The organism is Vaginella massiliensis (genome assembly GCF_900089075.1).
In the GTDB taxonomy this organism is placed as follows: domain Bacteria; phylum Bacteroidota; class Bacteroidia; order Flavobacteriales; family Weeksellaceae; genus Weeksella; species Weeksella massiliensis_A.
In genome coordinates this window covers 1-24511 of sequence record NZ_LT593747.1, presented here as the reverse complement: position 1 = coordinate 24511, position 24511 = coordinate 1, and the positions used below count along the sequence as shown (strand labels likewise).

Genomic DNA, 24511 nt, shown 5'->3' with positions numbered 1-24511 from the left:
TTTAAAAAATGAAAATTTCATACCATTGGCTCAAAAACTACATCGATACCGATTTGAGTATTGATGAAATTGCTGCCGTTCTTACCAATATCGGGTTGGAAATAGAAGGGGTAGAAAAAGTTGGAGGAGCTAAAGAATATTTACAAAACGTAATAGTAGGCCATGTTCTTTCGACCGAAAAACATCCGAATGCCGATAAATTAAAAATAACCCAAATCGACTTCGGTAACGGCGAACCTTTACAAATTGTATGCGGCGCGCCCAATGTAGCAGCCGGACAAAAAGTAGCTGTTGCCAGAGTTGGAGCAGTTTTGCCTACGCCTGACGGGGAAAGCTTCAAGATAAAAAAAGCAAAAATACGAGGAGAAGAATCGAATGGAATGATTTGCTCTGAGGTAGAATTGGGAATTGGTGAGGATCATAGCGGAATTTTAGTTTTACCAGAAGAGTATACCCCTGGCACCCCCATGAGCGATTACACCACATCGCACGAAGATCATCTGCTCGAAATCGGACTTACCCCAAATCGTGCCGATGCCATGTCGCACTATGGCGTTGCTCGTGATTTATTTGCTGCGCTGAAAATTCGAGGGAAACAAGCACATTTAAAACCACGTACAACCCATTACCCAACCGAATCGAAAGGCAAAAATCCTTTCGAAATTGAAGTGGTAGATTCAAAATTAGCTCCGCGATACGCCGGAGTTTATTTAAAAAATATAAAGGTAAAACCTTCACCAGAATGGCTACAAAACGACTTGCGAACCATAGGACTCTCGCCCATCAACAATGTAGTCGATATCACCAATTATATTTTACACGATCTTGGGCAACCCTTACATGCATTTGACGCTGCAAAAATCGCAGGCAAAAAAGTAATCGTAAAAACATTGCCCGAAGGAACATCTTTCAAAACGTTGGACGGCGTAGAGAGAAAACTCAAAGGTCACGAACTGATGATCTGTGACGCCGAAAAGCCAATGTGTATGGCAGGAGTTTTTGGCGGTGCAGACGCTGGTATTACAGAACAAACAACCGAAATCTTCTTGGAAAGTACCTATTTCGATCCGGTGACAATTCGCAAAGGAGCCAAAGCCCACGGCTTGAATACCGATGCTTCCTTTAGATTCGAACGCGGGATAGATCCTACCATTACTGTCGAGGGACTTCAAAAGGCGGTCGAACTTTTGGTAAAATATGCCGATGCAGAAATCGCTTCGGATATCACCGATTTATACCCCAACCCTATCCAAGACTTCAAGGTGAGTTTGCGATTGACAAAAGTGAAACAAATCTTAGGTGTAGAAATTGCTCACGAAACCATCAAAGATATTTTGAAGGTTTTAGACATCGAAATCGAGCACGAGACCGAAGAAAAATTAGACCTTATCGTACCGTCTTATCGTGTAGACGTGCAAAGAGAAATCGATTTGATCGAAGAAATTCTTCGCATTTATGGGTACGACAATATCGAAATTCCGAACAAAGTTTCGTTTTCGATCATCAAAACCGAAGGAATCAACAAAGAAAAAGTTGAAGATTTCGTCGCGCGCCAATTGAACGCTTTTGGTTTTCACGAAGCCATGAACAATTCGATGATCAAACGCGAATACGAAAAGATTTTCGAGTTCCCAGAAGGCGAATTTGTAGAAATGTTGAATCCCTTGAGTGCAGATTTGGCGGTAATGCGAAGAAGCCTTATTACCGGACTTTTAGAAAATGTGGTTTTCAACCTCAACCGCCGACATCACGATATCAAATTGTTCGAGTTTGGTAAAGTTTACACCAAAACCGCTTCAGCCTATACCGAGACCAGACAGCTCGGCATCATACTTTCTGGCAATACCACAACCGAAAGCTGGACACAGCACAACCGAAAAACTTCGTTCTTCGACCTGAAAGGAATTGTCAATCAGATTTTTTCCCGTTTACATCTTCGCATCAACAAAGAGGTGCCTACACAAGACCAAAATCTGAGCGATGGCATCGAGCTTTTTGCCGGCGATGTTGCTTTGGGCTATATGGGCGTTGTCGATAAAAAACTTGTCAAAAAATTAGACATCAATCAAGAGGTTTATTACGCACAACTCAACTGGGACACGGTGTTGGATCTAGCGTCTAAACAGCAATTGAAATACAAAGAAATATCAAAATTCCCAAGTTCGCGCCGAGATTTGGCACTCCAGCTCGACGAAAATGTGAAGTATGAAGATTTGTACAAAAAAGCTTTTGGTACGAAAAATGATTTGTTGAAAGCAGTGAATCTTTTCGATGTGTACGAAGGGGATAAATTGCCCGCTGGTAAAAAATCGTATGCGTTGAGTTTTATATTACAAGATGAAAATAAAACATTGAACGATCAAGAAATTGATGCGTTTATGAAAAACCTCATCAAAATGTACGAAAAAGATTTTGGTGCAACATTAAGATAAAAAAATTACAGCTATGAAAAATTTAGGCTTTATTTCATGTTTTGTTTTAGGATTATTGATTACAGCATGCGATAGTACAAAAAAAATCGTGAATGATTTTACCAAAGTGAAACAGACACTCGAAACATCACAGTGGATTCTACAAGATGAGAGTGGTAATGTAAAAGGTTTGGACGAAAAAGAGGTGGTGTTGAATTTTCGAAATGAGGCAGGACTTACCGCCTATGGCTTTGGCGGATGCAATTCGTACCAAAGTGATGTCATCCTGACCGAAAACAGCATCAAATTCGATGGCATTGGCTCTACGAAAATTTATTGTCCATCGATCAATATCGAAAAATCATTCTTCGAAATGTTGCAACAAGCCAACCGATACGAATTGAGCGGTAAAACACTTAGTTTGTATCAAGATAATTTGTTGTTGTTGAAACTGAAACAGCAGTAAAATAGCAAAAAAGCGAAGAAATTATTTTCTTCGCTTTTTTGTGAGTTCTTCATCCGCAAGCTTCACGATTGCAACATATCGGGAATTCATCGTCCAAAAATCAGGTAGAGTAGATGACTTTGCAAAGTGTATTGCTTTTCATTTCAGTTTCTTCCCACTCGTTTTCTGGTACGCTATCGGGCATGATTCCGCCACCAACAAAGAGTTTTATTCGATCATGATACATTTTTGCACAGCGCAGATTCACAAAATAATGTTCTTCTTCGCCTCGCTTGTACCCGAGATATCCTGCATAAAATTGGCGATCGTAAGCTTCGTTTTGCAAAATATATTGTTTTGCCAACTCTTTAGGAAATCCGCCAACAGCTGGTGTAGGATGTAGCAACGATAAGATTTTATCGAGGTCTATTTCTTGCTCCAGCTTACAAGAAATATAGCTTTTCAGATGATGAAACAAGCCTGCATCTACCGTGTTCGGACCATCTTCTGTAATCTCTCCGAAACCAGATAATTGTTGTACAATAAAATCGGTTACCGTTTGTTGCTCGGCATATTCCTTATTGGTCCACGTGGCGTCTTTTGATTTGGTTCCGGCAAGCGAAACGGTTTGCAATCGATCGCCTTGCTTGTGCAACAACAATTCTGGTGTAGCTCCAAACCATGCTTCTGCCCTATCGTAATAGAAATAAACAAAAGCGTTGGGATAATTTTGTTTGAGTTTGAAGAGTAATTTCCAAATGTTGAGACCAGTATGATTCACCTGCTTCGTTCTCGAAATGACAACCTTTTTGAGGTCTGAATTTTGTAAAACTTTGGTTGTTTTGTTGATGAGTTCGAGATAATCTTCGTACGAAATAGAATCGTGCTCCGAAGAATCTTCAAACCTTAAATCGTACCGAAAATCTTCTAAGTCGGAGGATTTTATACAGACGATTTCATCTGTTTTGATGCATTGCGTTATCGTATCATCGAAACTATGAAGGACGAAAGTATTGGTCGATGAGGTGGAATGATCTGCCCAGAACTCGAAAAAATCTTCGTTTGGTTTGCTGAAAAGTACAAATTTTTGATGCTGTTTTAAGGCTTTATTGAGTTCGTTTTCTAAAATTTCAGACATAATTTTTGGGTATAATGGCACAGGTCAAATGACTATAACAAATCAATCGGTCTTCTTCATCCTTGATTTCAATTTTTAGCAAATGTGAGGTTTTTCCTTTTTTGATGAATGTTGCTTTTGCTATCACTTCGCCATCGCGTTTTGCGCGCAAATGATGGGCATCTATATGCTGACCAACCGCCATAAACTGCGACTGATCGATCACCAAACTCGACAACATACTACCGATAGTTTCGGCAAGTACAACCGAAGCTCCACCATGCAACAAACCAAACGGCTGGCGTACAATGGCTTGAACAGGCATTTTGGCAATTACATATTCTGGGGTAACTTCTACATATTCTATCTGTAAATGAGAAATCAAGGTGTTCTCACTCATTTGCTGGAATAGCTCTTTTAGATTAGCAGCCATATTAGAAAATTTTTGGATTGTATTTTTCTGGGTATTTCCCTTTTATATCGCGATAAAAATCTTCGATTTCTTGGAAAATTTCTTCTCGTGTGCGGTGATTTGTCTCTACAATTTTCGCCAATCCTGCTTCTTTTTTTTGGTAATCGCAAAAGGCTAACACAATTGGCACGTTGGCTTGTTGGGCGATATACAGAAAACCGTTTTTCCATTTTTCGGCATAAGATCGTGTCCCTTCTGGTGTATTGATAAGATACATTCGATCTGATTTTTTCAATAAGTCAGCGGCGAATTCTACCATATTTTTTCGTTGTGAACGATCGATTCCTATTCCGCCCATTTGTTTGATAAAATAGCCGTACCAAGGCTTGGTCCAAGCATCTTTTATAAACATTTTCATGGGTACACCCATTTGCCAAAATGCTGTAATGGTGTAATAAAAATCCCAATTGCTCGTGTGTGGTGCACAGACCAAAACACATCTGTCTAATTGATTAATATCTACTGTATTTATAAGCTTCCAACCGCCTATAGCATACAAGAATTGTCCGATAAGTTTTTTCATCAAAACAAAGATAACAAAGTTTCGTCATTGTTTTTAGATAAAAAAACGGCACGCCAAAGGCGTGCCGTTACTATATAAAAAATGGATGTTTGTTGCTATGCAAAGAAATCAACGATTGCGGTGATGATTTCGGTAGTTAATGTTAAGAGTATCTGTATCATTGCTAATGTGTATTTGATTTTGGTCTATTTTTACTTGATCGCCCGTTTTAGATTTTATCTGTATCCCACTCGAATTGATGTTTACAGTTTCACCGTCGTCATCTATGGTGATCTCATCTTCGGCGTTTTCGTCGTCAGATGAATTTTCACAATTCAAACATACGAATTTTTTGCCATTATACCCAAAGAAATTTTCTTCGAGATCGAAATAAAAATCTGTTTTATTTGATTGTGAGATAATTCTGACCTCTTGAACATCTGAATTCATCTTCAATACTTTATTTTTTGGAACATAAAGGCTAATCCATACCGATTGGTTGCGGTATGGACTGTTTTTACCCGCAGTTGCAAAATCATTAAAAATCAATTTATTCCCTTTTATTTCATAATCGAGATTGATAAGATCGATATTTTTTTTGGCTTCGTTAGAATTTTTTCCGCTGGCTTTGTACAAAAATTCTATTTTGAATTGATCATCTACACTTTCTCTTATTTCTATCGTTCGATCAACCGGAATGTACAATTGATTATCACTGATATAAAATGGTGGCACAGAGTTGCTAAAGAATTTGTAACGGTAATTTCCTCGATTGTTACCATCGAAACTAATCTCTATCGTATCCTGAGGAATAGTAAATGCTACATCTTTTCTCAATTCGATAGCGTCTTTGTAATTGGTCATTGTATTGACAGTCATAATCACAATACCAATCAAGGAAAGAAACCAAACGATTACAGAAGAGGTCAAAAATAATTTGTTGACACGAAATGTTGGTTTCATTATTTTCACGCCCAATAAGGTTATCAACACTCCTGGAATCAATAGTAATAATGAAGATAACATAATCGTAAGGCTCGACATCCAACCTTCTTCGAAAAAATATTCGAATAGACGAACCGGCACATTGAACCACGACATAAAATAAACTGCAAAGGCACCCAAGATCAGGCTAAGACCTAGGATCATAATCACCACGGCGATACTCATGATGAGAATATTGATGACCAAACTTACGAATCCGCCCAACGAATTTGAGAGTTTCTTTCCCGAGTTGCTCACTTCTTCGCTAGCCTTTAAAGCGTTTTTTTTTAAACCTTCTAAATTTGCAGGTTTCCCAAACATCGCCAACTTGTCTGATGTCGTTGTTGCTTTTGGAACAAGTACAGCCAAAATAAAGTAGATGGCAAGCACCAAAAGCGCAGAAAACGCGGTAAAAATTCCAAATAACAACAACGTAAGCCAAATAGACCGCACAATCCAAGGATCTAAGCCTAAATAATGAGCCATACCTGCACAAAGTCCTGTAACCACTTTGTCATCGGGATCTCGTAAAAAACGTTTATTTGACAGCGCCTCGCTTGTTTGCGCTGTTGTAGCAGTATAGGCATTCGATTGTGCTGATTCGTACTCGTCGTCTACTTTGTATTGATCGGGACGCCCCATTACCGATATGATGTGTTCTATATCCTCGACACCTACAACTTCTTTGAAGCGCGTTCGCTCTTTGAGCAATTCGGCAATGCGTATTTCGACATCTTCTAGAATGTCGTTGATGCCTTCTGTTCCTCGCAAAGAGGTCTTGATGTCTTGTAAATACTGACTCAAATTGTGGTACGCCAATTCGTCTATCACGAATGAAAAACCACCTAAACTGATCGAAACTGTCTTATCCATTTTTATAGTTTTCTCTGGTTACTTTGTTTACTGCTTCTTGTAATCGATCCCAAGTCGAAGCCAATTGCGACAAAAATTGTTCACCTTCGGCCGTGAGTGCGTAATATTTTCTGGGTGGACCCAAGGTTGATTCTTCCCAACGGTATTGCAAAAAGTTATCATTTTTCAGCCTTGTCAAAAGAGGATAGAGCGTGCCTTCTACTACAATCATCTCAGCCTTTTTCAGTTCATCTATGATGTCAGACGCATAGGCATCTCCTCTTTTTATAATGCTGAGAATACAATATTCAAGCACTCCTTTTCGCATTTGAACTTGTATTTTTTCTACACTCATTCTCGGTATTGTTTTGATTTCTGATACAAATATAAATTAAATATAGTATTATGCAAGACAAAGTACTAAATTTTCACATTTATTTTTGATATTAACTTTAAATACAATCGATTTCGAAGTTTTATATTTGTCGTAATAATTATTTTTTATGAAAAGGATCATCATCATGAGTTCGCTATTGAGCCTTGTTTGGAGTACCGAAGCCAAAGCGTGGGGACTCACCGGGCATCGCGTAATAGCGGAAATTGCAGAAAATCACCTCAACCGAAAAGCAAGAAAAAACATCAAATCGTTGATCGACAATCAACGCATGGCGTATTGGGCCAATTGGCCAGATTTTGTAAAATCTGATCCAAATTTCAAACATGCAGATCCCTACCATTATGTGAATATCGAGGGCAATCTTTCGCGAGCTGCATTTGACCAAGCACTGAAAGATTCTTCGGAAGATAATCTCTACAAACGTTCTTTGTTTTTGATCGACGAGTTGAAAAACAATCAATCGTTGAGCAAAGCAAAAAAACAAGAGTACCTCTACTATTTGATTCACATTTTGGGAGATGCGCACCAACCTTTGCATGTGGGCAGATCCGAGGATATGGGCGGAAATCGTATAAAGGTAGAATGGTTCAAAAAACCAACCAACATCCATTCGGTTTGGGATACCGATTTGGTAGATTTCGAAAAGTATTCGTTTACCGAATACAGTATGTTGCTCAATTTTCATCCGAAAAAATACAACGAAAGTTTGCAACAAGGCTGGATTGAAGATTGGCTATACGATTCTTACCAGGTTGCCAATTCGGTGTATGCGAATGTAAAAATGGACGACAAATTGGGTTATCGCTACCATTTCGATAATAAATATACGGTAGAAAATCAATTGTTGAAAGGCGGATTGCGCTTGTCGAAGGTCTTGAACTACATCTATAAATAACGCAAAACGTGCAAAAAATAAAAGAAGCCGTCTCGTTTATAAAATCGGGACGGTTTTTTTATGATTAAAAAATTGAGGTCAAAAACCAACTCAATTTAATAATTTAGAAAAAAATGAGTGATTATTCTTGTTTACGCACTCATCTTTTTCAGATTATGAGCTAAAGCATGCAATCCGAACTCTAATTCCACTTTTTCAATTCCTTTTAGGGTAAATCTTTTGAAGTTTCGGTTGTGTTTGAGTTGGGCAAATGTAGGTTCGACATCAGCAGTTCTTTGTTTTCTTCTTATTTCTCCGATATCGGATGTGAGAAGTTCTCTTGCTTTTTGTTTGTGGTATTCTAATTTATGGTTCCTTTCTACTGTCCTGTTGTTTTTCCCCTTGAAGCACTGGCTTCTGAGCGGACATCCATTGCAGTTTTTAGCGGTATAACAACTATAGGTTTGCTTATATCCTGACTTTGTTTGGACTTTTCGCTCACCGCGCTTTTCCATACGTTGTCCCATCGGGCATACATAAAAATCTTGCGCTTCATTATAATAGAGTGAGTCTCGTTCAAAGGGTTTGGGATTTTTTCTTTTCTTTGATTTACCTTGTTCTTGGTCAAAGGTGTTGAACTTTACAAAGGCTTTGATTGCTTTGTCCTCCAAAAGTTCGTAATTTTCTTCACTTCCGTATCCTGCATCTGCGGTGAGTTCTTCGGGAAGCTCATTGTAGAGTTTTTTATGGTTTTCTAAATGAGGTTTTAAAGTATGAATGTCGTTGGTGTCTTGATGTAAGGTATAGTTGACGATGATTTGGTTTTCGGTGCTGATTTGTGCATTGTAGCCGGGTTTTAATTGTCCGTTCTGCATGTGGTCGTCCTTCATGCGCATAAAGGTCGCATCGGGATCGGTTTTGCTGTAGGAGTTGCGTTCTTGTAGTAACTTTTCTTGTTCTTGGTATTTCTTTAAGTTTGGCGCAAAATTCTTTTGGATGTAACGGGATTTGGCTTTTTTCTTTGGATCGTCAGACTTTTCTTTTAGGATTCGGTTGATTTTATCTGCAGCTTGTTGGACTTTTTCAGGATCAAGTTTTTTGAACTCCGGTGGCTCGGGATCTTGGTCTTCTTCATCAGCAACGCACTGCGCGTATTGCCACATATCCTCTAATTGTTTGATCATTTTCTCCCGATTGGTCTTGATGGAATTTCCCCAGACAAAGGTGTATCTTCCAGCTACCGATTCTATTTTGGTGCCGTCTGTATAAACTCGTTTGAGACTCACTAATTTTTCTTCTGCCAAAAGCAATACCACTTGTTTGAAGATGTCTTTGAATACGGCTTTTAACTTATTGCTTCGAAATCGGGCTATCGTATTATGGTCGATGCTTTCTCTACCAGAAAGCCACATAAAGTTTATGTTCTCATTGAGGGCTTTTTCGATCTTTCTACTGGAATAAATATTGTCCATATAAGCGTAAACCATCACTTTGAGCATCATTTTAGGATGATAACTAGGATGACCTTCCCGACTGTAAGTTTCTAAAAGAGGTTTTAAGTCTATCTTCTCAACTACGTTGTTTACGATTCTTACTGGATGATTAGTCGGAATTAATTCTTCTATCGAAGGTGGAAATAACCAGTTTTGGGATTGGTTATATTCTTTAATTCTATAGTTCATTTCGCTGAAAATTAAGTAGTTAAATATAGTGAATTCTATATTAACCACCTAATAATCAATCCATTATTTATATAAAAAAACCGCCTCAGTTGTGAGACGGCTTCTTTTATTTTTTGTGATGAACAATCTTTTATTTAACGGTTGCAAGACGCTTACGATTGTAGTAAGCTACTGCTACTCCACCCAAGATCAACAATGGTAAAAAATCGTTGATTGGAACTTCATCGGTTGGAGGTTCGGCAGGATTTTCAGCAACTTGAACTTCTTCTTTTTGAGTTGATTCGAAAAAAGTTATTTGACCAAAACCTGTCACCGTGTTACCAATGAAAAGACCTAACATCAGCAAAATGTTCAGTTTAATTTTTTTCATAATACGATATTTATAAAAAGATGTGCCTAAATGCATCATCTAAGCACACCAATGATGAATTATTATTTTCTAATTACTTTTTTAGTTTCTACTTTACCATTAGCTGTTTCTACTTTTACAACCAAAACTCCTTTGGCAGCTGTAGCAACTTGATAAGTTTTTGTGTTTACATGGTAGTCTGCCAATACTTTTCGCCCTTGTACATCGAATACTTCGACAGAAACGATTTCAGCGTTTTTAGATTCTACCATTACAGTGTTGTTGTTGGTATAGATCACCACATCTTTAGCGTTTGTAAGGTCGTTAACACCTAAGTTTCTGTTGGTGTAAATTACCTCGAAACGATCTGCAAATTCACCAGCCAACGATTCGAAAGTGTATGGCGTTGCCAAATCATGAACCGTTTGAGTCAATTTGTCGTGTAAATATACTTTTTGATCGTCAGCAAAAATTCCTTCTGCAGCAGCTAAATCAATAGTATAAGTAGTCGCTTCTTCTGCTTTGAATACCAACTTTACAACATCGTCTTGTGAGAAATCTGCAGCTCTACCATCGATTACGTAGTATTGATTTTCGATGATTGAGTAGATGAACGATGGTGCGTTGTCTACGTTTTTAGCATCGTAACCAGCGTCGAATCCGTTTGTAGCACCGTCTACATAACCGATCAACATGGTGTTCAATTTTACGTCTTCTTTCGCTAAACCTAACCAATATCTGTTGGCTTTCGCTTTTAGTAAAGTCGTTGCAGCGTTCGAACGTTGACCATTGTTGAATTCGATAGTACCTGCACCTTCTACTTGTACAAAGAATCCTTGACCAACCGATAGATCGTCTGCATTCAATAATGGGGTACTAGATACAGAAGATCCTGTTCTGTTTCTCGCTACCCAGTTACTTGCTGCATATTTTCCTCCTGCAGCTGGTACGTGGTACTGATGCGTCCAGATATGAACCGAATTTACATTATCGTTATCGGCAAAGAAAGCGTCTAAGTTAAGCGCAGATCCGTAAGGATTTCCTACCGAATTGTAACCTGACCCGTTTTTGGTTACCGATTTGGTGATGGTACCGTTGTTTATAGCTCCTTTGAATGTATGATCTGTTGTGGTAGGTGAAGATTCGTTACCTTGGTAGTATAATGCTGTACGTGGTGCACGAACCAATACCGACTCTGCAACTCCGATTGTTTTGTTTGCAACTTGTGCAGCTGGAATATTGTCCCAATCATCATTTGCCTCGTTGTAAACGAAGAAATCATTTTGATGAGTCAATGGTGCAACTTCTTGTACTTTTTGCTCAGCTACTGGAGATGAGAATAATACAACATCTATACGGAATAGATTGTTTACTTGTTTCAAGAAAGCGATGTTACCTGTATTTACCGCTGCATCGTCTTGTTGTATCAAATAAGCTCCGTCTGCAAAAGTCAACGATCCTTCTACGTTAACATCTCCTACAACATTGTAAGTAACGCCTGCTGGTACCAATACCTCTGCAGATTCTACTACTGTAAGGGTTTTTGCAGTCAAATCTTCTTCGTAAGATGCTTCTAATATCGCATTTACGTTGCTGTTTGGTTCACCATTAGACCATGAAGTTCCGTCCCAAATGGTTTCTGTTACCAGAGGATTTGAGTTACATACCAGGATATTGTCTAAGAAAGCACGTTTTGCTGTGGTTTCAAATTTTAATGTAGAATTTGCTGCTACATTAGAGAAGTCAAGGGTAACAGTCTCGAAGTTATCAGCTATTTTAGCTTCGTATGCTACGGTTTGCGATTGCCCACCTAAGGTAACTATCATTTCTCCTTCTATGTTGGTCCAACCTTTTACATCAAAAGTAACCTTTACATCACCAGCTATATCACTCAATACCTTAGACTCGATACTTCCTGTTTTACTACCAGTTCCTAATTTCACCGCTCCACCTGCTTGATAAGCTGCATTAGTTATTGGGAAATTTACATTTCCTCCCCAAGCTGAACTAGATCCAGAGGTAGTAGTGTTATTACCTGCAGTGATGTCATCGAATCTTTCTTCGAAACAACCTGAAGCTTCTGGTTGCTCACTCACCACAAAAGTGAAATCTTTGCTGTCTGAACCGTAAGCATTCGTAGCAGTTACAGTGGTGGTAAAGTTCCCTACTGCTTGGTATGTTCCAGAGAAAACACCATTGTCGAAGGTGATACCCGTTGGCAAATTGGTAGCCGTCCAAGACGTTGGGTCGTTGATTGCTTCTACTGCAAAAGACAAACTACCACCAAACACACCATTTATAGTCGTAGACTCTGTAGTAATCACCGGCGGTTGGTTGACAACTTGATCGAGAATTTGAACTGTAGTCAATACCAATCGAGGATTTTTTGATCCTGTAATTACTAATGCATATCTTGCAGTCTTAGGTGTTGAAGCAGTATATTGAATTGCTGTTAAGTCTTTACCAGTAGATACAGATTTCCATGATAACCCTGCATCAGTAGACTCGAATATATGCCAATTATCCACGGTACCATAGGTACGACCTGCACCAATCTTGAAGGCTTTAACATTTTCAATATCCCATTGCATTTCGATTGAAGAACCTTCACTTGATAAACCAAATTTACTTGGTATAGTAGAAGTTTTATTATGACCAAGTCTGAATTCTTCAGAACTATAATAAGCTGAAGAGGCAAACCAATTTTGCCCTTCTAATTTTATTACTAAATTTTCCTTGTAGGAACCACCTGCTCCTTCTTGATTATTAAAATTTCCTTCATAGGCTACACCCTGCCCAAATGCGGTCGTGGAGATCAATCCCATCAGGAGAATCATCCAATTGATCATGTAAAATTTTCTCATGAATTTCAAATTTTAGTTTATTATTTTACGGTACAAATTTACTATATATTCCTACATCAAAAACACCTATACCATACTAAAACGCATTCATAACATTTTGATAACAATAGAATTATCAACGACTTTTCTAAATCTCTCTTCAAACATAACTTCTAAGTAATTTTAATTTCTGAACTTTGCTGTACAATATTATTTTTATAGCAACAATGGCAACAATTCAATCCATTAATCCTTATACCGAAGAAATAGAAATCAGTTTCGAATCTCATTCGCCTGCGGCAATTCAACAATTTTTAGAAGACGCAGAGCAATGTTTTCAGCAATGGCGTTGGACCTCGATGGCAGAGCGTAAAAAAGTAGCACTAGGCGTTGCCAATGCCATGCGACAAAACCTAGACCAATACGCCGAACTCATCACGCGCGAAATGGGAAAACCACTCAAAGAATCCATCATCGAAGTACGGTATTCTGCCAATATTTTCGAGTATTATGCCCAGCATGCCGAACAATTTTTACAAGCCTACGATGTCGCAACCGAAAAAGGAACCGCCTACGTGGTTTCTGAGCCTATTGGCGTCCTCTTGGGTGTGATGCCTTGGAATTTCCCATTCTCACAGATCGCTCGATTTGTAGCTCCAAACATCATGGCAGGCAACACCATTATCATGAAAACCGCGTCCAACATTCCGAGATGTGGCAAAGCTTTCGACGAGATGTTTGCGGCGGCGAATGCTCCCAAAGGACTTTACCAAAACATCTTGATAGCGGGCAAAGAGGTTGGGCAAATCATCGAAAATCCAATCATCAAAGGCGTATCTCTCACAGGATCTGATGCAGCTGGCGCTTCGGTTGCAGAAATCGCTGGGAAACACATCAAAAAATCGGTTTTAGAATTAGGCGGATCAGACCCGATGCTCGTACTCGAAGATGCTGATATGGAGAAAGTGATGAGCGGAACCATCAACGGCCGACTGCGCAATGCAGGGCAAGCATGTACTTCATCGAAACGCATCATTGTTCACGAGTCGATCTACGACAATTATAAAAAACGCTTGATCGACTACATCGAATCGATGAAGGTAGGAAATCCGATGGAGGAAGATACCCAGATGGGGCCCGTAAGCTCTAAAGCTGCCTTGGAAACCTTGATCGACCAGATTGAACAATCGAAAAACAAAGGTGTCGAAGTTTGCATTGGCGGAAAAAAATTGTACGACAAAGGGTATTTTCTTGCGCCCACCGTATTAGAAAATATCAAGCCTGGCTCGCCAGCCTACGACGAAGAAATTTTTGGCCCGGTGGTCTGTTTGTTCAAATTCAGTGAGATAGAAGATGCCATAAAATTAGCAAATGACACCAGCTACGGCTTAGGCGCCTCGATCTACACCGAAGATTTGGAAAAAGCCCAGGCGATTGCTCGAAAAATAGAATCGGGCATGGTCTACATCAACAAACAAGTTTCTTCGAGCGAAGAATTGCCTTTCGGCGGAACCAAAAAATCGGGTTACGGAAGAGAACTATCAAAGGCTGGAATAGAAGAGTTTGTGAACAAGAAATTGATTTTCATGCTCGATAAATAAAAAAAAATAAACCGTCGCTCACCGACGGTTTAATTTTTTTCATCTGGTTCAAAATCCAACGAAAGAGAATTCACACAATAACGCAAGCCTGTTGCGGTAGGACCATCGTTGAAGACATGCCCGAGATGTCCGCCACAGGTTCCGCAAAGGATTTCCATGCGAATCATGTTGTGCGAGCGATCCAACTTTTCTACAATCGTTCCTTTTTGTATTTCTTTATCGAAACTTGGCCAGCCACAATGCGAATCGAATTTGGAGTCTGAATCGAATAATGCGGTTCCGCAACCAGCACATCGGTAAACGCCATTTTCGAAATGCATATTGTATTTGCCCGTAAAAGGGCGTTCGGTAGCTGCCTCTCGCAACACGGCGTATTGGTCTGGCGACAATTGTTGTTGCCACTCTTCTTTGCTTTTTTGTACCCGAAATTGTTTGTTTTCTTTATTATTCATTGTCTAATGTTTTATGAAAAAATCAATGCAAATGGTTTGGTGCCACATAGGCATTATAGGCGGTTATGGCTTTTCTAAGCATATTTTCATCAGCCTTAACATCAAAGCACGCTTCGCCAATTTTTTGTAGCAAACTGAACCTGAGTTCGTGTAATCTATTTTTTTTGTCGTGTTGCATCCAACGCAAAAACTTAGGAATATCTTCTTCGCGAAGCACAGTCTGATGCGAATAAATTTTTGCAAAACCGTCTAAAATAAGTTTCAGTTCCTCGTCCGAAATCAAATTCTGCTGACAACTCATCACCGCTTCTATCATCATCCCGATCACAATCGCTTCGCCATGCAACAAGGCATTCGAGCTTTGTAAAAATTCGCTTTCGATGGCATGCCCTACGGTATGTCCAAAATTCAATATTTTTCGCAGTCCTTTTTCGTGCGGATCTTCTTCAACGATTTTCAATTTTATTTCGACCGAATCTCGAATATGCTTTTTCAAAGTTTCGGCATTATAAACCTCCAACCGAATCAAATTGTTCCAATGATGAGCATCGGCAATCAAGCCGTGTTTCAACATTTCGGCCAATCCAGACAGCAGCTGTCGCTGATCAAGTGTAAAAAGAAAACTTGGCTCGATGAGCACCATTTCTGGCTGCGTAAAAGTTCCAACCTGATTTTTCAAACCATCGAAATCAACTCCATTTTTACCACCAGCCGACGCATCGACCATTGCCAAAAGCGTGGTAGGAATGTTGATAAAATCGATTCCTCTTTTGAATGTAGACGCCACAAAACCGCCCAAATCGGTCACCATGCCACCGCCAAGATTGATCAGAAGCGCGTTGCGATCTGCTTTGGATTTGCTCAGAAAATCCCAAACGCGACAAACCGTCTCGATGGTTTTGAACTCTTCTCCTGCCAAAATTTCTATACGTTGCAAAGAAAAATCGGGCAAATGCTCGAGAAGCAAAGGAAGGCAATGTTGCGAGGTATTTTCATCGACCAAAACAAATATTTTGGAATAGTCGCGACGGTTGAGAAAATCGTGCAGATACCTCAAAGGATTTTCGAAAATAATGGGTGCGTTGGTCACAGTACAATTTTATACCCAAATATATCGATTTCGTAACATTTGTAGCGTTTTTACCGCCTAAATTATTTCTAAATTTAACTTTAAAATGTAGAAGTTTAGTTACTTTTGCTTCAAAATTTAAAAAACGCTAATGAAGATCATTTTATTTGATGGTGTAGAGCGTGAGCAACTTTATCCATTGACGTTTACCAAGCCTGTAGGCGAGCTGCGTATGGGAATTTTGACCTTTGGGGAACGTTGGGAAAAACTGTCGAATTCAACTGTCGAATATTTAACCCAAGACTATTTACAAGTAAAATTTCCTCACAATCTGGCAGAGGATAATCTATTTGTGAATCCCTGCTATTTTGTAACGCATGCGTTGGTAGCCACCGTATTCGACCTGAAACCGCAAGAAGCGCTGTATTGGCAAGAAAAACTCGTTGCGGTAAGAGGTAAATCGCTGGATGATTACACAGAAAAAATCGATTTCGAAGGCGATATTACGCACATTCAATATCCGTGGGATTTGTTTACCTACAACGATATGGCGATCAAATTCGATTTCGAATTACTGACAAATGGGCGAGAATCTCACCCCATTTCTTCTACCAATCAGGTACTTTGTCCCGAAAATATTTTTATAGAAGAAGGAGCGGTTGTAGAATTTGCTACGCTCAACGCCAAAAACGGTCCGATCTACATTGGGAAAGACGCCGAAATCATGGAAGGTGCTTTGGTCAGAGGAAGTCTGGCACTTTGTGACCACGCCAAATTGAATATGGGTGCTAAGATTTATTCTGCTACAACCATTGGCCCACACTGTAAAGTTGGCGGCGAGGTGAACAATGCCATTTTGATGGGTTATTCCAATAAAGGACACGATGGATTCTTGGGGAATTCGGTGATTGGCGAATGGTGCAATTTGGGCGCAGACACCAACAACTCGAACCTAAAAAACAATTATTCTTCGGTGAAAGTTTGGAATTATTCGCAAAATCGGCATATCGATACTGGTTTGCAATTTTGTGGTTTGCTCATGGGCGATCATTCAAAATCGGCGATCAATACCCAATTCAATACTGGAACAGTGGTTGGCGTTTGTGCCAATGTTTTCGAGTCTGGTTTCCCGCCAACCAACATAAAATCGTTTACTTGGGGCGGAAAAAAAGATTCTCCGACCTTTCAGTTGGACAAGGCTTACGAGGCTGCCGATCGCATGATGCAACGCAGAGGATTGCGACTATCCGAAGCAGATCGAGCAATTTTGAAACATTTGTACGAAAATATTTAATATTATTAAAATAATTTCATTAAATTAATGGGCTCATAAGCAACATTATTAAAATTATAAAAGCTTGAACTGATAAAAAAAAGGATTAAGATTATTAAAAAGTTCTTAAATTTGCAGTTTGTATAAAACAATAATTTGAAATGACTGGTAAGTATAACAATGTTTTGGAACTTGTTGGTAACACACCATTAGTTCGACTAAACAATATTAACCAAAACATTCCAGGTGAGGCTTATGCCAAATTAGAATGTTATAATCCGGGCCATTCAACAAAAGATAGGATTGCTTTACATATCATAGAAGAAGCAGAAAAAAAAGGTTTATTGAAACCTGGTTCTACCATAGTTGAAACTACATCTGGTAATACAGGATTTAGTGTAGCAATGGTCAGTATAGTAAAAGGCTATAAGTGTATTTTAGCGGTATCTGACAAGACCAAGGCAGAGAAAATTTCATACCTCAAAGCTTTAGGTGCTAAGGTATTCGTATGCCCGGCAAACGTGCCTGCAGACGATCCTCGGTCGTATTATGAAGTAGCTAAACGCATCGCAGCCGAAACGCCCAACTCGATTTACATCAATCAATATTTCAACCTTGCCAATACAGAAGCGCATTATTTGACAACTGGTCCAGAAATTTGGGAGCAAACCGAAGGTAAAATAACGCATCTGATCGGCTGTTGTGGTACAGGCGGAACGCTATCTGGATCTGCCCAATTTTTGAAAGAACAAAACCCAAATGTGAAAATCATTGGAGTTGATGCCTACGGCTCGATCTTGAAAAAATATCACGAAACACAAGAGGTAGACCCGAACGAAATCTATCCCTATCGCATCGAAGGGATGGGGAAAAATTTGGTTCCAGGAGCTTTAGACTTTTCGATCATCGATCAATTTGTGAAAGTTACCGACGAAGAGGCTGCGTACCGCACAAGAGAAATAGCCCTGAAAGAAGGAATCATGCCAGGTTACACTTCAGGAGCAGCAACACAAGCCTATAAACAATTAGCAGAACAAGGCATGTTCGATGAAAATTCGCATGTTGTAATTCTTTTCCCAGATCACGGCTCGCGTTACATTACCAAGGTCTACAGCGACGAATGGATGCAAGAGCAAGGATTCTGCAACAGTAAACTGAACGGATTGGAATCTCGTGCCACTGTAGATTTTATAAAATAATGATTATATTGAACAACGCATAATAACGGAAAATAAAGTAGACAAAACGCAATTGTCTACTTTTTTCCATTATAAAACAACTTAAAGAAATGGATATTTTTGAACGATTAAGACAAAACCCAGGGCCATTAGGACAATTTGCTGATTATGGTGAAGGGTACTACGTTTTTCCGCAACTGAAGGGAGAAATTGGACCAGTAATGGAATTCCAAGGTAAAAAGGTAATTACATGGTCTATCAACAACTACTTAGGTCTAGCCAACCATCCGGAAGTGAGAAAAGCAGACGCAGATGCAGCCGCAGAATACGGTATGGCTTATCCAATGGGAGCTCGAGCAATGTCTGGGCAAACAGACTATCATGCGCAGTTGGAAAACGAATTAGCAGAATTCGTGCAAAAAGAAGCAGCTTACCTGATGAACTTTGGTTACCAAGGAATGGTTTCTACCATAGATGCTTTGGTATCGAAAAATGATGTGATTGTTTACGACGCCGAGTGTCATGCTTGCATCGTAGATGGCGTACGTTTACACTTCGGAAAACGCTTCATTTTCCAACACAACAACATCGAGAGTTTCGAGAAAATCATCAAACGAGCAAAAACTTTAGCAGATAAGCAAAACGGAGGCGTTTTGGTAATCACAGAAGGAGTTTTCGGGATGACTGGTAAACAAGGGATCTTGAAAGAAATTGCGGCATACAAAGACGAATACAAATTCCGCCTTTTGGTAGACGACGCACACGGATTCGGAACCTTGGGTAAAACTGGTGCAGGTGCAGGCGAAGAGCAAGGATGCCAAGACAAAATCGATATCTATTTCTCTACCTTTGCCAAATCTATGGCTGGTTTTGGAGCGTTTATTGCTGGTGATAAAGATATCATCAGAATCTTGAAATACAATCTACGCTCACAGATTTTTGCAAAATCGCTTACAATGCCAATGGTAATCGGAGGATTGAAAAGATTGGAACTCTTACGTTCTAAACCCGAACTGAAAGAAAAACTATGGCACAACGTAAACAAAATCCAAAACGGTTTGAAAGAACGCGGCTTCGACATCGGAGGTTCTAACACTTGCGTTACGCCAATCGTCTTGAATGGTTCACCAATCGAAGCAACACTTTTGGCAAAAGAAATGCGTGAAGAATATGGAATTTTTGTCTCGGTTGTGGTCTATCCTGTAATCCCGAAAGGAATGATTATTTTTAGAATAATTCCGACCGCAGCACACGAAGATGAGCACATCGAATACACGCTGAATTCGTTTGCCGAAATCCGTGGAAAATTAGAAGAAGGCTATTACAAACGCAAAGCCGACGAATTGAACATCGATTTTATTCAATACTAATATTAAAATATCAAAACAATAAAGCCTTCAACAATTGAAGGCTTCTTTTTGTGAATTAATTCAGCCATGCTCGCTTTCATTACGCATGAGAATTCATTATATTTGAATCACAATTCATTAAACAATCAGAAAAACATAAACAACACCATGAAAATTCACAATTTCTCTGCAGGACCTTGTATCCTACCGCAAGTTGTTTTCGATAAAATGGCGGCTGCCTGTATAGATTTCAACAACTCAGGCACCTCGATATTAGAAATATCACACCGTAGAAAAGATGCGGTAGAAATCATCGATACCGCAAGAGCTTTGGTAAAAGAGTTGATGAATGTACCAGAATCGCACGACGTCGTTTTTATGCAGGGCGGTGCTTCGTTGCAATTTCCGGTAGTGGCGTTGAATTTCTTGAAAGAGGGAGGAAAAGCAGCTTACCTACAAACCGGAAAATGGGCAGAGAATGCTATAAAAGAAGCCAAGCGATTTGGTGAAATCGAAGTTGTAGCCTCGTCGAAAGACAAAAATTATAACTACATTCCAAAAGACTATCAGATTCCAACCGATGCAGATTATTTCCATTGCACTTCGAACAACACAATCTTTGGTACGCAGATGAAAGCGTTTCCTTCGACCGAAGTTCCGCTTGTTTGCGATATGTCTTCTGATATTTTATCGAAAAAAGTCGACGTATCAAAATTTGGTTTAATCTATGCTGGAGCTCAAAAAAATATGGGACCTGCTGGTTCTGCTGTAGCCATAGTCCAAAAAGACTTATTAGGCAAAACAGGTCGCAACATTCCAGATTATCTGAATTATGAGGTGCACATCAAAAAAGAATCTTCATTCAACACCTGGCCTGTAATTGCCATCTATGGGGTGATGCTGAATCTACAATGGTTGAAAGAACAAGGTGGCGTAGACGCTATTGCGAAAATAAATACTGCAAAAGCAGAAACAATGTATTCTGAAATCGATCGAAATGCATTGTTTACTGGAACTGCAGCCGTAGAAGACCGTTCGCAAATGAACGCAACTTTTGTCTTGAACAACGAAGAACTGAAAGCAGATTTTGATGTCATGTTGAAAGAAGCCGGAATTGTCTCGTTAGCTGGACATCGCGATGTTGGCGGATATCGAGCCTCTATGTACAACGCATTACCACTAGAATCTGTACAGGTTTTGGTAGAAGTAATGAAACAATTCGAGCAAAAATTTGGATAATTTTTGGCATTCCACCACATGGATTGTCATCATACTATAGTACTAACTTATTGAAGAGTTTACATTAAACAAAGCATGAAAATATTAGCGAACGACGGAATTTCAAAATCGGGTCAAACAGCTTTAGAAATAAAAGGATTTACGGTAGATACCACAACCGTAGCACAAGAACAATTGGCAAATTATATCAACAAAAACGACATCGAAGTTTTGTTGGTGCGTTCTGCGACCAAGGTGCGTCAGGATTTAATTGACAAAACCAACCTGAAAATTATCGGGCGTGGTGGCGTTGGAATGGATAATATCGATGTAGAATATGCACAAAACAAAGGCATTTTGGTCATCAATACGCCGGCGTCTTCGTCTATTTCGGTTGCAGAGTTTGTGTTCGCACATTTGCTGAGCATTGTTCGCAATTTGCACCAATCCAATAGAGCAATGCCATTGGAGGGTGATTCTAACTTCAAAGGTTTGAAAAAAGCCTATGCAAATGCATTTGAATTGAGAGGAAAAACATTGGGTGTAATTGGTTTTGGACGCATTGGTATCGAAGTAGTCAAAATCGCATTAGGATTGGGGATGAGCGTAAAAGTCTTCAATATAGAACCCGTAACCAAAACTATCGAGCTAAATTTCTATGATGGGCAAAAATTAAATTTTGAAATCACGTCTACCACCTTAGAAGACGTGATAGAAAATTCGAATTATATCACAATTCACGTTCCTTCGCAAAAGAGTTACATCATTGGGAAAGACGAAATTGCCCGAATGAAAGATGGCGTGGTCATCATCAACACCTCTCGTGGTGGTGTGGTAGACGAAAAAGCTTTGGTTGATGCAATTGAAGAAGGAAAAGTTTTGGGTGCTGCTTTGGATGTATTCGAAAACGAACCAACTCCTGAAATGGGATTGCTCATGAACCAAAACCTTTCACTGAGTCCGCATATTGCAGGATCTACCCAAGAAGCACAAGATAGAATCGGAACAGAATTGGCGTCTCAGATTATAGAATTTTATCAAAAATAAATAAGATGCCAAATTTCCTACCATTCCGCGGATTAAGACCGAACAAAGAGACCGCTCAGGATTTTGTTACCAAAAATGTAGACCATTATTCCAAAGAACAAATCCAAGAGTACATCAAAACAAGGCCTCATTCGTTCTTGCACATCATCCAACCAACGTGGGACGATAGCATCGATCACGAAACACGTTACAAAAAAGTAAGAGAAAATCTAGAGCAAGACCTGTCGAACAAGGTAATCGCTCGAGACAAATCATCGATTTATATCTATCAATTGATCAAACCCAACGGCATCACCACCAAAGGATTATTAGGATTGGTCAATATAAAGGATTATCGCAACAATAAAATCAAAAAACACGAACAAACCCTGCAAGATCGCGTAGACATGTTTACCGACTATTTGTTGAACACGCACTTTCATGCAGAGCCAGTTTTGTTGACTTACAAGCCTACCCAACGCATAGATTTGTTGGTCGATAACGAAATCAAGAAAACGCCAACACTGAAAATTCAAGAAGAAAACGGTGCCTTACATATGTTGTGGAAGGTAGATAAACGCCTTATATTGAGCCAAATAAAAGAATCAATATCGAATTTAGAAAGTCTTTATATTGCCGATGGTCATCACCGAATGGAAAGCTCGGAGAAATACACCAAATCAATCGAAACGCAGGTGGGAGACGAAGCAATGGGCAACGAAAGCTTCCATTATACCTTGGCGATGCTGGTCTCGAACAACGATCTCATCATCAAAGATTATAATCGAATGATCACCGATCTCAATGGGTATAGTAACGAAGAATTTTTCAATAAATTGGAAGAAAATTTCGATGTTATCGAAAGAGATGAGCAACCAATCTATCCGAACAAAAAACATCATATCGTGATGTACCTCGATGGAAAATTTTACAATTTATACGTAAAAAATAATGCACTGACCGAAGAGGGGCTTAGAGAATTAGACACTTATATTTTCGAACAAACCATTCTGCAACCTATCTTCAACATTACCGATTCTAGGAATGACAAACGTATCCTCTACCAAAGAGGAACGGGCGATATACGCGGAGTAGAATTGCTGAAAAACAAAGTGGATCAGGGCAAAGCTAAAGTGGCATTTTCTTTCTACCCAGTGAGTGTCAACGATTTACAATTGATAGCCGATATGAATCTTACTATGCCGCCAAAAAGCACCTACATCGAACCAAAACCGTTGAGCGGATTTGCAATTTTTGACCTAAAAGATTAAGAAATGTCGATCAAAGATAATTTAGAACAAATATTAAATCAATTACCAGCACAAGTACAACTGGTTGCGGTATCCAAAACGAAATCAGCAGCGACCATACAAGAAGCCTACGACGCAGGACAACGAATTTTTGGGGAGAATAAAATTCAAGAAATGGTAGAGAAATACGACGTTCTACCCAAAGATATACAGTGGCATATGATTGGTCATGTGCAGACCAACAAGGTGAAATATATGGCAGAATTTGTGTCGCTAATACATGGCGTTGATAGCCTAAAACTTCTGAAAGAAATAAACAAACAGGCTGCCAAACACAACCGAACTATTCCTTGTCTTTTGCAACAATACATTGCAGAGGAAGACACAAAATTTGGTTTGAATGCCGATGAAATCGAAAACATTCTTGCAAACGAAATCAAAAACCTACCCAACGTAAAAATTGTTGGACTGATGGGAATGGCTACTTTTACCGAAGATGAAAATCAAATTCGAAAAGAATTCAGCAACTTAAAATCCAATTTTGATCGACTTAAAGTCTATTATAACGATTTAGAAATCTTATCGATGGGGATGAGTGGCGATTATCACCTCGCCATAGAAGAAGGAAGCACAATGGTAAGAATCGGAAGTGCAATATTTGGGGTAAGAGGTTGAAATAAGTTAAGAGTTATAAGTTGAAAGGTGAAAGGTAAGAGGTGAAAATTGAAAGCTAACAGCTAATAACTAACCGCTTTCACTTTTCTTCAAAAAAAAATCCTCAACTGTTGGTAGTTGAGGATTTGGTTAAAAAGACTGGCGACGACCTACTCTCCCGCAGTTGCAGTACCATCGGCGCTGAAAGGCTTAACTTCTCTGTTCGGAATGGGAAGAGGTGAGCCCTTTCGCTATAGTCACCCTAAGATTGTACGCTTCTCTAAGCGTATTTTTTTTGACTTCTACTGGTCGATGCTATAGGTTAACAGTTTTTTTCGGTTTTTTGATTTCGCTTTTTTACTTACACAAGAAAGATTAACAACGCCTAGCACTTAGCTGTGTTTGTTTGATTTTGATTGATTGATTCTTAATCGTTGTTGAAAAAAGTCTATGGGTAATTAGTACTACTCGACTATGACATCGCTGCCTTTACATCTATAGCCTATCAACGTG

Annotated in this window: 21 protein-coding genes and 1 rRNA gene; 11 read left to right on the top strand and 11 right to left on the bottom strand. The window is 39.3% G+C overall.

Annotation, left to right across the window (positions count from 1 at the left end; all coding sequences use genetic code 11):
* The first annotated feature begins 8 nt into the window (after window positions 1-8).
* Both pheT and BN8061_RS07455 read left to right on the top strand, forming a co-directional pair.
* Window positions 9-2432: a phenylalanine--tRNA ligase subunit beta gene (gene pheT, locus BN8061_RS07460; protein WP_068598051.1), complete on the top strand. Its 2424-nt coding sequence runs from the start codon at window positions 9-11 to the stop codon at window positions 2430-2432.
* 13 nt (window positions 2433-2445) lie between these two features.
* A complete protein-coding gene (locus BN8061_RS07455; protein ID WP_068598049.1) occupies window positions 2446-2877 on the top strand; it encodes an META domain-containing protein in 432 nt (143 codons plus the stop codon).
* Between the two features lie 100 nt (window positions 2878-2977).
* Here the strand turns inward: BN8061_RS07455 and BN8061_RS07450 are convergent, their stop codons facing one another.
* The 5 genes from BN8061_RS07450 to BN8061_RS07430 form a co-directional block, all read right to left on the bottom strand.
* Window positions 2978-3994 carry an isochorismate synthase gene (locus BN8061_RS07450; RefSeq protein WP_068598047.1) on the bottom strand — a complete coding sequence of 339 codons (1017 nt, stop codon included), beginning with the start codon at window positions 3992-3994 and terminating at the stop codon, window positions 2978-2980.
* Entirely contained in the window at window positions 3987-4406 is a 420-nt protein-coding gene (locus BN8061_RS07445; RefSeq protein ID WP_068598044.1) for a PaaI family thioesterase, read from the bottom strand. Before BN8061_RS07445 ends, BN8061_RS07450 begins: the two co-directional genes overlap by 8 nt.
* Before the next feature lies 1 nt (window position 4407).
* Window positions 4408-4968: a 1-acyl-sn-glycerol-3-phosphate acyltransferase gene (locus BN8061_RS07440; protein WP_068598042.1), complete on the bottom strand. Its 561-nt coding sequence runs from the start codon at window positions 4966-4968 to the stop codon at window positions 4408-4410.
* Between the two features lie 108 nt (window positions 4969-5076).
* Window positions 5077-6804 carry a PspC domain-containing protein gene (locus BN8061_RS07435; protein WP_068598041.1) on the bottom strand — a complete coding sequence of 576 codons (1728 nt, stop codon included), beginning with the start codon at window positions 6802-6804 and terminating at the stop codon, window positions 5077-5079.
* The gene (locus BN8061_RS07430; RefSeq protein WP_068598039.1) at window positions 6797-7138 is read right to left on the bottom strand and encodes a PadR family transcriptional regulator; all 342 of its coding nucleotides are present in this window, start codon (window positions 7136-7138) and stop codon (window positions 6797-6799) included. The genes BN8061_RS07435 and BN8061_RS07430 overlap by 8 nt, the downstream gene beginning before the upstream one ends.
* 148 nt (window positions 7139-7286) lie before the next feature.
* On the opposite strand from BN8061_RS07430, the gene BN8061_RS07425 reads away from it, so the two are divergent.
* On the top strand, window positions 7287-8075 hold the full coding sequence (locus BN8061_RS07425; protein WP_068598037.1) for a S1/P1 nuclease: 789 nt from the start codon (window positions 7287-7289) through the stop codon (window positions 8073-8075).
* A 131-nt stretch (window positions 8076-8206) separates the two neighbouring features.
* Here the strand turns inward: BN8061_RS07425 and BN8061_RS07420 are convergent, their stop codons facing one another.
* From BN8061_RS07420 to BN8061_RS07410, 3 genes are all read right to left on the bottom strand, one after another.
* Window positions 8207-9736: an IS1182 family transposase gene (locus tag BN8061_RS07420; protein WP_068598035.1), complete on the bottom strand. Its 1530-nt coding sequence runs from the start codon at window positions 9734-9736 to the stop codon at window positions 8207-8209.
* Between the two features lie 130 nt (window positions 9737-9866).
* Window positions 9867-10106 (bottom strand): hypothetical protein, encoded by a 240-nt coding sequence (locus tag BN8061_RS07415; protein ID WP_068598033.1) that lies wholly within the window; start codon window positions 10104-10106, stop codon window positions 9867-9869.
* Window positions 10107-10168: 62 nt separating this feature from the next.
* On the bottom strand, window positions 10169-12949 hold the full coding sequence (locus BN8061_RS07410; RefSeq protein WP_068598030.1) for a T9SS type A sorting domain-containing protein: 2781 nt from the start codon (window positions 12947-12949) through the stop codon (window positions 10169-10171).
* Window positions 12950-13155: 206 nt separating this feature from the next.
* Here BN8061_RS07410 and BN8061_RS07405 point away from each other — a divergent pair, with 206 nt between their 5' ends.
* Window positions 13156-14529: an NAD-dependent succinate-semialdehyde dehydrogenase gene (locus BN8061_RS07405; protein WP_068598028.1), complete on the top strand. Its 1374-nt coding sequence runs from the start codon at window positions 13156-13158 to the stop codon at window positions 14527-14529.
* 29 nt (window positions 14530-14558) lie between these two features.
* On the opposite strand, the gene msrB is transcribed toward BN8061_RS07405, so the two are convergent.
* Both msrB and aroB read right to left on the bottom strand, forming a co-directional pair.
* Window positions 14559-14981 carry a peptide-methionine (R)-S-oxide reductase MsrB gene (gene msrB / locus BN8061_RS07400; RefSeq protein WP_068598027.1) on the bottom strand — a complete coding sequence of 141 codons (423 nt, stop codon included), beginning with the start codon at window positions 14979-14981 and terminating at the stop codon, window positions 14559-14561.
* 22 nt (window positions 14982-15003) lie between these two features.
* Window positions 15004-16071, bottom strand: coding sequence for a 3-dehydroquinate synthase (aroB, locus tag BN8061_RS07395; protein WP_094745908.1), 1068 nt, complete (start codon window positions 16069-16071; stop codon window positions 15004-15006).
* A gap of 130 nt (window positions 16072-16201) precedes the next feature.
* On the opposite strand from aroB, the gene BN8061_RS07390 reads away from it, so the two are divergent.
* From BN8061_RS07390 to BN8061_RS07360, 7 genes are all read left to right on the top strand, one after another.
* Window positions 16202-17344: a GlmU family protein gene (locus tag BN8061_RS07390; RefSeq protein WP_068598025.1), complete on the top strand. Its 1143-nt coding sequence runs from the start codon at window positions 16202-16204 to the stop codon at window positions 17342-17344.
* A 140-nt stretch (window positions 17345-17484) separates the two neighbouring features.
* Window positions 17485-18522: a PLP-dependent cysteine synthase family protein gene (locus BN8061_RS07385; protein WP_068598023.1), complete on the top strand. Its 1038-nt coding sequence runs from the start codon at window positions 17485-17487 to the stop codon at window positions 18520-18522.
* Window positions 18523-18611: 89 nt separating this feature from the next.
* A complete protein-coding gene (locus BN8061_RS07380; protein ID WP_068598021.1) occupies window positions 18612-19871 on the top strand; it encodes an aminotransferase class I/II-fold pyridoxal phosphate-dependent enzyme in 1260 nt (419 codons plus the stop codon).
* A gap of 147 nt (window positions 19872-20018) precedes the next feature.
* Window positions 20019-21089 (top strand): 3-phosphoserine/phosphohydroxythreonine transaminase, encoded by a 1071-nt coding sequence (serC, locus tag BN8061_RS07375; protein ID WP_068599459.1) that lies wholly within the window; start codon window positions 20019-20021, stop codon window positions 21087-21089.
* Between the two features lie 75 nt (window positions 21090-21164).
* Entirely contained in the window at window positions 21165-22115 is a 951-nt protein-coding gene (locus BN8061_RS07370) for a D-2-hydroxyacid dehydrogenase (protein ID WP_068598019.1), read from the top strand.
* Window positions 22116-22120: 5 nt separating this feature from the next.
* Complete coding sequence (locus BN8061_RS07365; RefSeq protein ID WP_068598017.1) at window positions 22121-23365, top strand: DUF1015 domain-containing protein; 1245 nt, start codon at window positions 22121-22123, stop codon at window positions 23363-23365.
* Window positions 23366-23368: 3 nt separating this feature from the next.
* Window positions 23369-24019: a YggS family pyridoxal phosphate-dependent enzyme gene (locus tag BN8061_RS07360; RefSeq protein ID WP_068598015.1), complete on the top strand. Its 651-nt coding sequence runs from the start codon at window positions 23369-23371 to the stop codon at window positions 24017-24019.
* Between the two features lie 136 nt (window positions 24020-24155).
* Here BN8061_RS07360 and rrf read toward each other — a convergent pair.
* Window positions 24156-24263, bottom strand: a 5S ribosomal RNA gene (gene rrf / locus BN8061_RS07355).
* Window positions 24264-24511: the final 248 nt, after the last annotated feature.

Excerpts from the sequence above, each read along its gene's own strand:
- pheT (WP_068598051.1), top strand. The coding sequence starts at position 9 with ATGAAAATTTCATACCATTGGCTCAAAAACTACATCGATACCGATTTG.
- BN8061_RS07455 (WP_068598049.1), top strand. The coding sequence starts at position 2,446 with ATGAAAAATTTAGGCTTTATTTCATGTTTTGTTTTAGGATTATTGATT.
- BN8061_RS07450 (WP_068598047.1), bottom strand. The coding sequence starts at position 3,994 with ATGTCTGAAATTTTAGAAAACGAACTCAATAAAGCCTTAAAACAGCAT.
- BN8061_RS07445 (WP_068598044.1), bottom strand. The coding sequence starts at position 4,406 with ATGGCTGCTAATCTAAAAGAGCTATTCCAGCAAATGAGTGAGAACACC.
- BN8061_RS07440 (WP_068598042.1), bottom strand. The coding sequence starts at position 4,968 with ATGAAAAAACTTATCGGACAATTCTTGTATGCTATAGGCGGTTGGAAG.
- BN8061_RS07435 (WP_068598041.1), bottom strand. The coding sequence starts at position 6,804 with ATGGATAAGACAGTTTCGATCAGTTTAGGTGGTTTTTCATTCGTGATA.
- BN8061_RS07430 (WP_068598039.1), bottom strand. The coding sequence starts at position 7,138 with ATGAGTGTAGAAAAAATACAAGTTCAAATGCGAAAAGGAGTGCTTGAA.
- BN8061_RS07425 (WP_068598037.1), top strand. The coding sequence starts at position 7,287 with ATGAAAAGGATCATCATCATGAGTTCGCTATTGAGCCTTGTTTGGAGT.
- BN8061_RS07420 (WP_068598035.1), bottom strand. The coding sequence starts at position 9,736 with ATGAACTATAGAATTAAAGAATATAACCAATCCCAAAACTGGTTATTT.
- BN8061_RS07415 (WP_068598033.1), bottom strand. The coding sequence starts at position 10,106 with ATGAAAAAAATTAAACTGAACATTTTGCTGATGTTAGGTCTTTTCATT.
- BN8061_RS07410 (WP_068598030.1), bottom strand. The coding sequence starts at position 12,949 with ATGAGAAAATTTTACATGATCAATTGGATGATTCTCCTGATGGGATTG.
- BN8061_RS07405 (WP_068598028.1), top strand. The coding sequence starts at position 13,156 with ATGGCAACAATTCAATCCATTAATCCTTATACCGAAGAAATAGAAATC.
- msrB (WP_068598027.1), bottom strand. The coding sequence starts at position 14,981 with ATGAATAATAAAGAAAACAAACAATTTCGGGTACAAAAAAGCAAAGAA.
- BN8061_RS07390 (WP_068598025.1), top strand. The coding sequence starts at position 16,202 with ATGAAGATCATTTTATTTGATGGTGTAGAGCGTGAGCAACTTTATCCA.
- BN8061_RS07385 (WP_068598023.1), top strand. The coding sequence starts at position 17,485 with ATGACTGGTAAGTATAACAATGTTTTGGAACTTGTTGGTAACACACCA.
- BN8061_RS07380 (WP_068598021.1), top strand. The coding sequence starts at position 18,612 with ATGGATATTTTTGAACGATTAAGACAAAACCCAGGGCCATTAGGACAA.
- serC (WP_068599459.1), top strand. The coding sequence starts at position 20,019 with ATGAAAATTCACAATTTCTCTGCAGGACCTTGTATCCTACCGCAAGTT.
- BN8061_RS07370 (WP_068598019.1), top strand. The coding sequence starts at position 21,165 with ATGAAAATATTAGCGAACGACGGAATTTCAAAATCGGGTCAAACAGCT.
- BN8061_RS07365 (WP_068598017.1), top strand. The coding sequence starts at position 22,121 with ATGCCAAATTTCCTACCATTCCGCGGATTAAGACCGAACAAAGAGACC.
- BN8061_RS07360 (WP_068598015.1), top strand. The coding sequence starts at position 23,369 with ATGTCGATCAAAGATAATTTAGAACAAATATTAAATCAATTACCAGCA.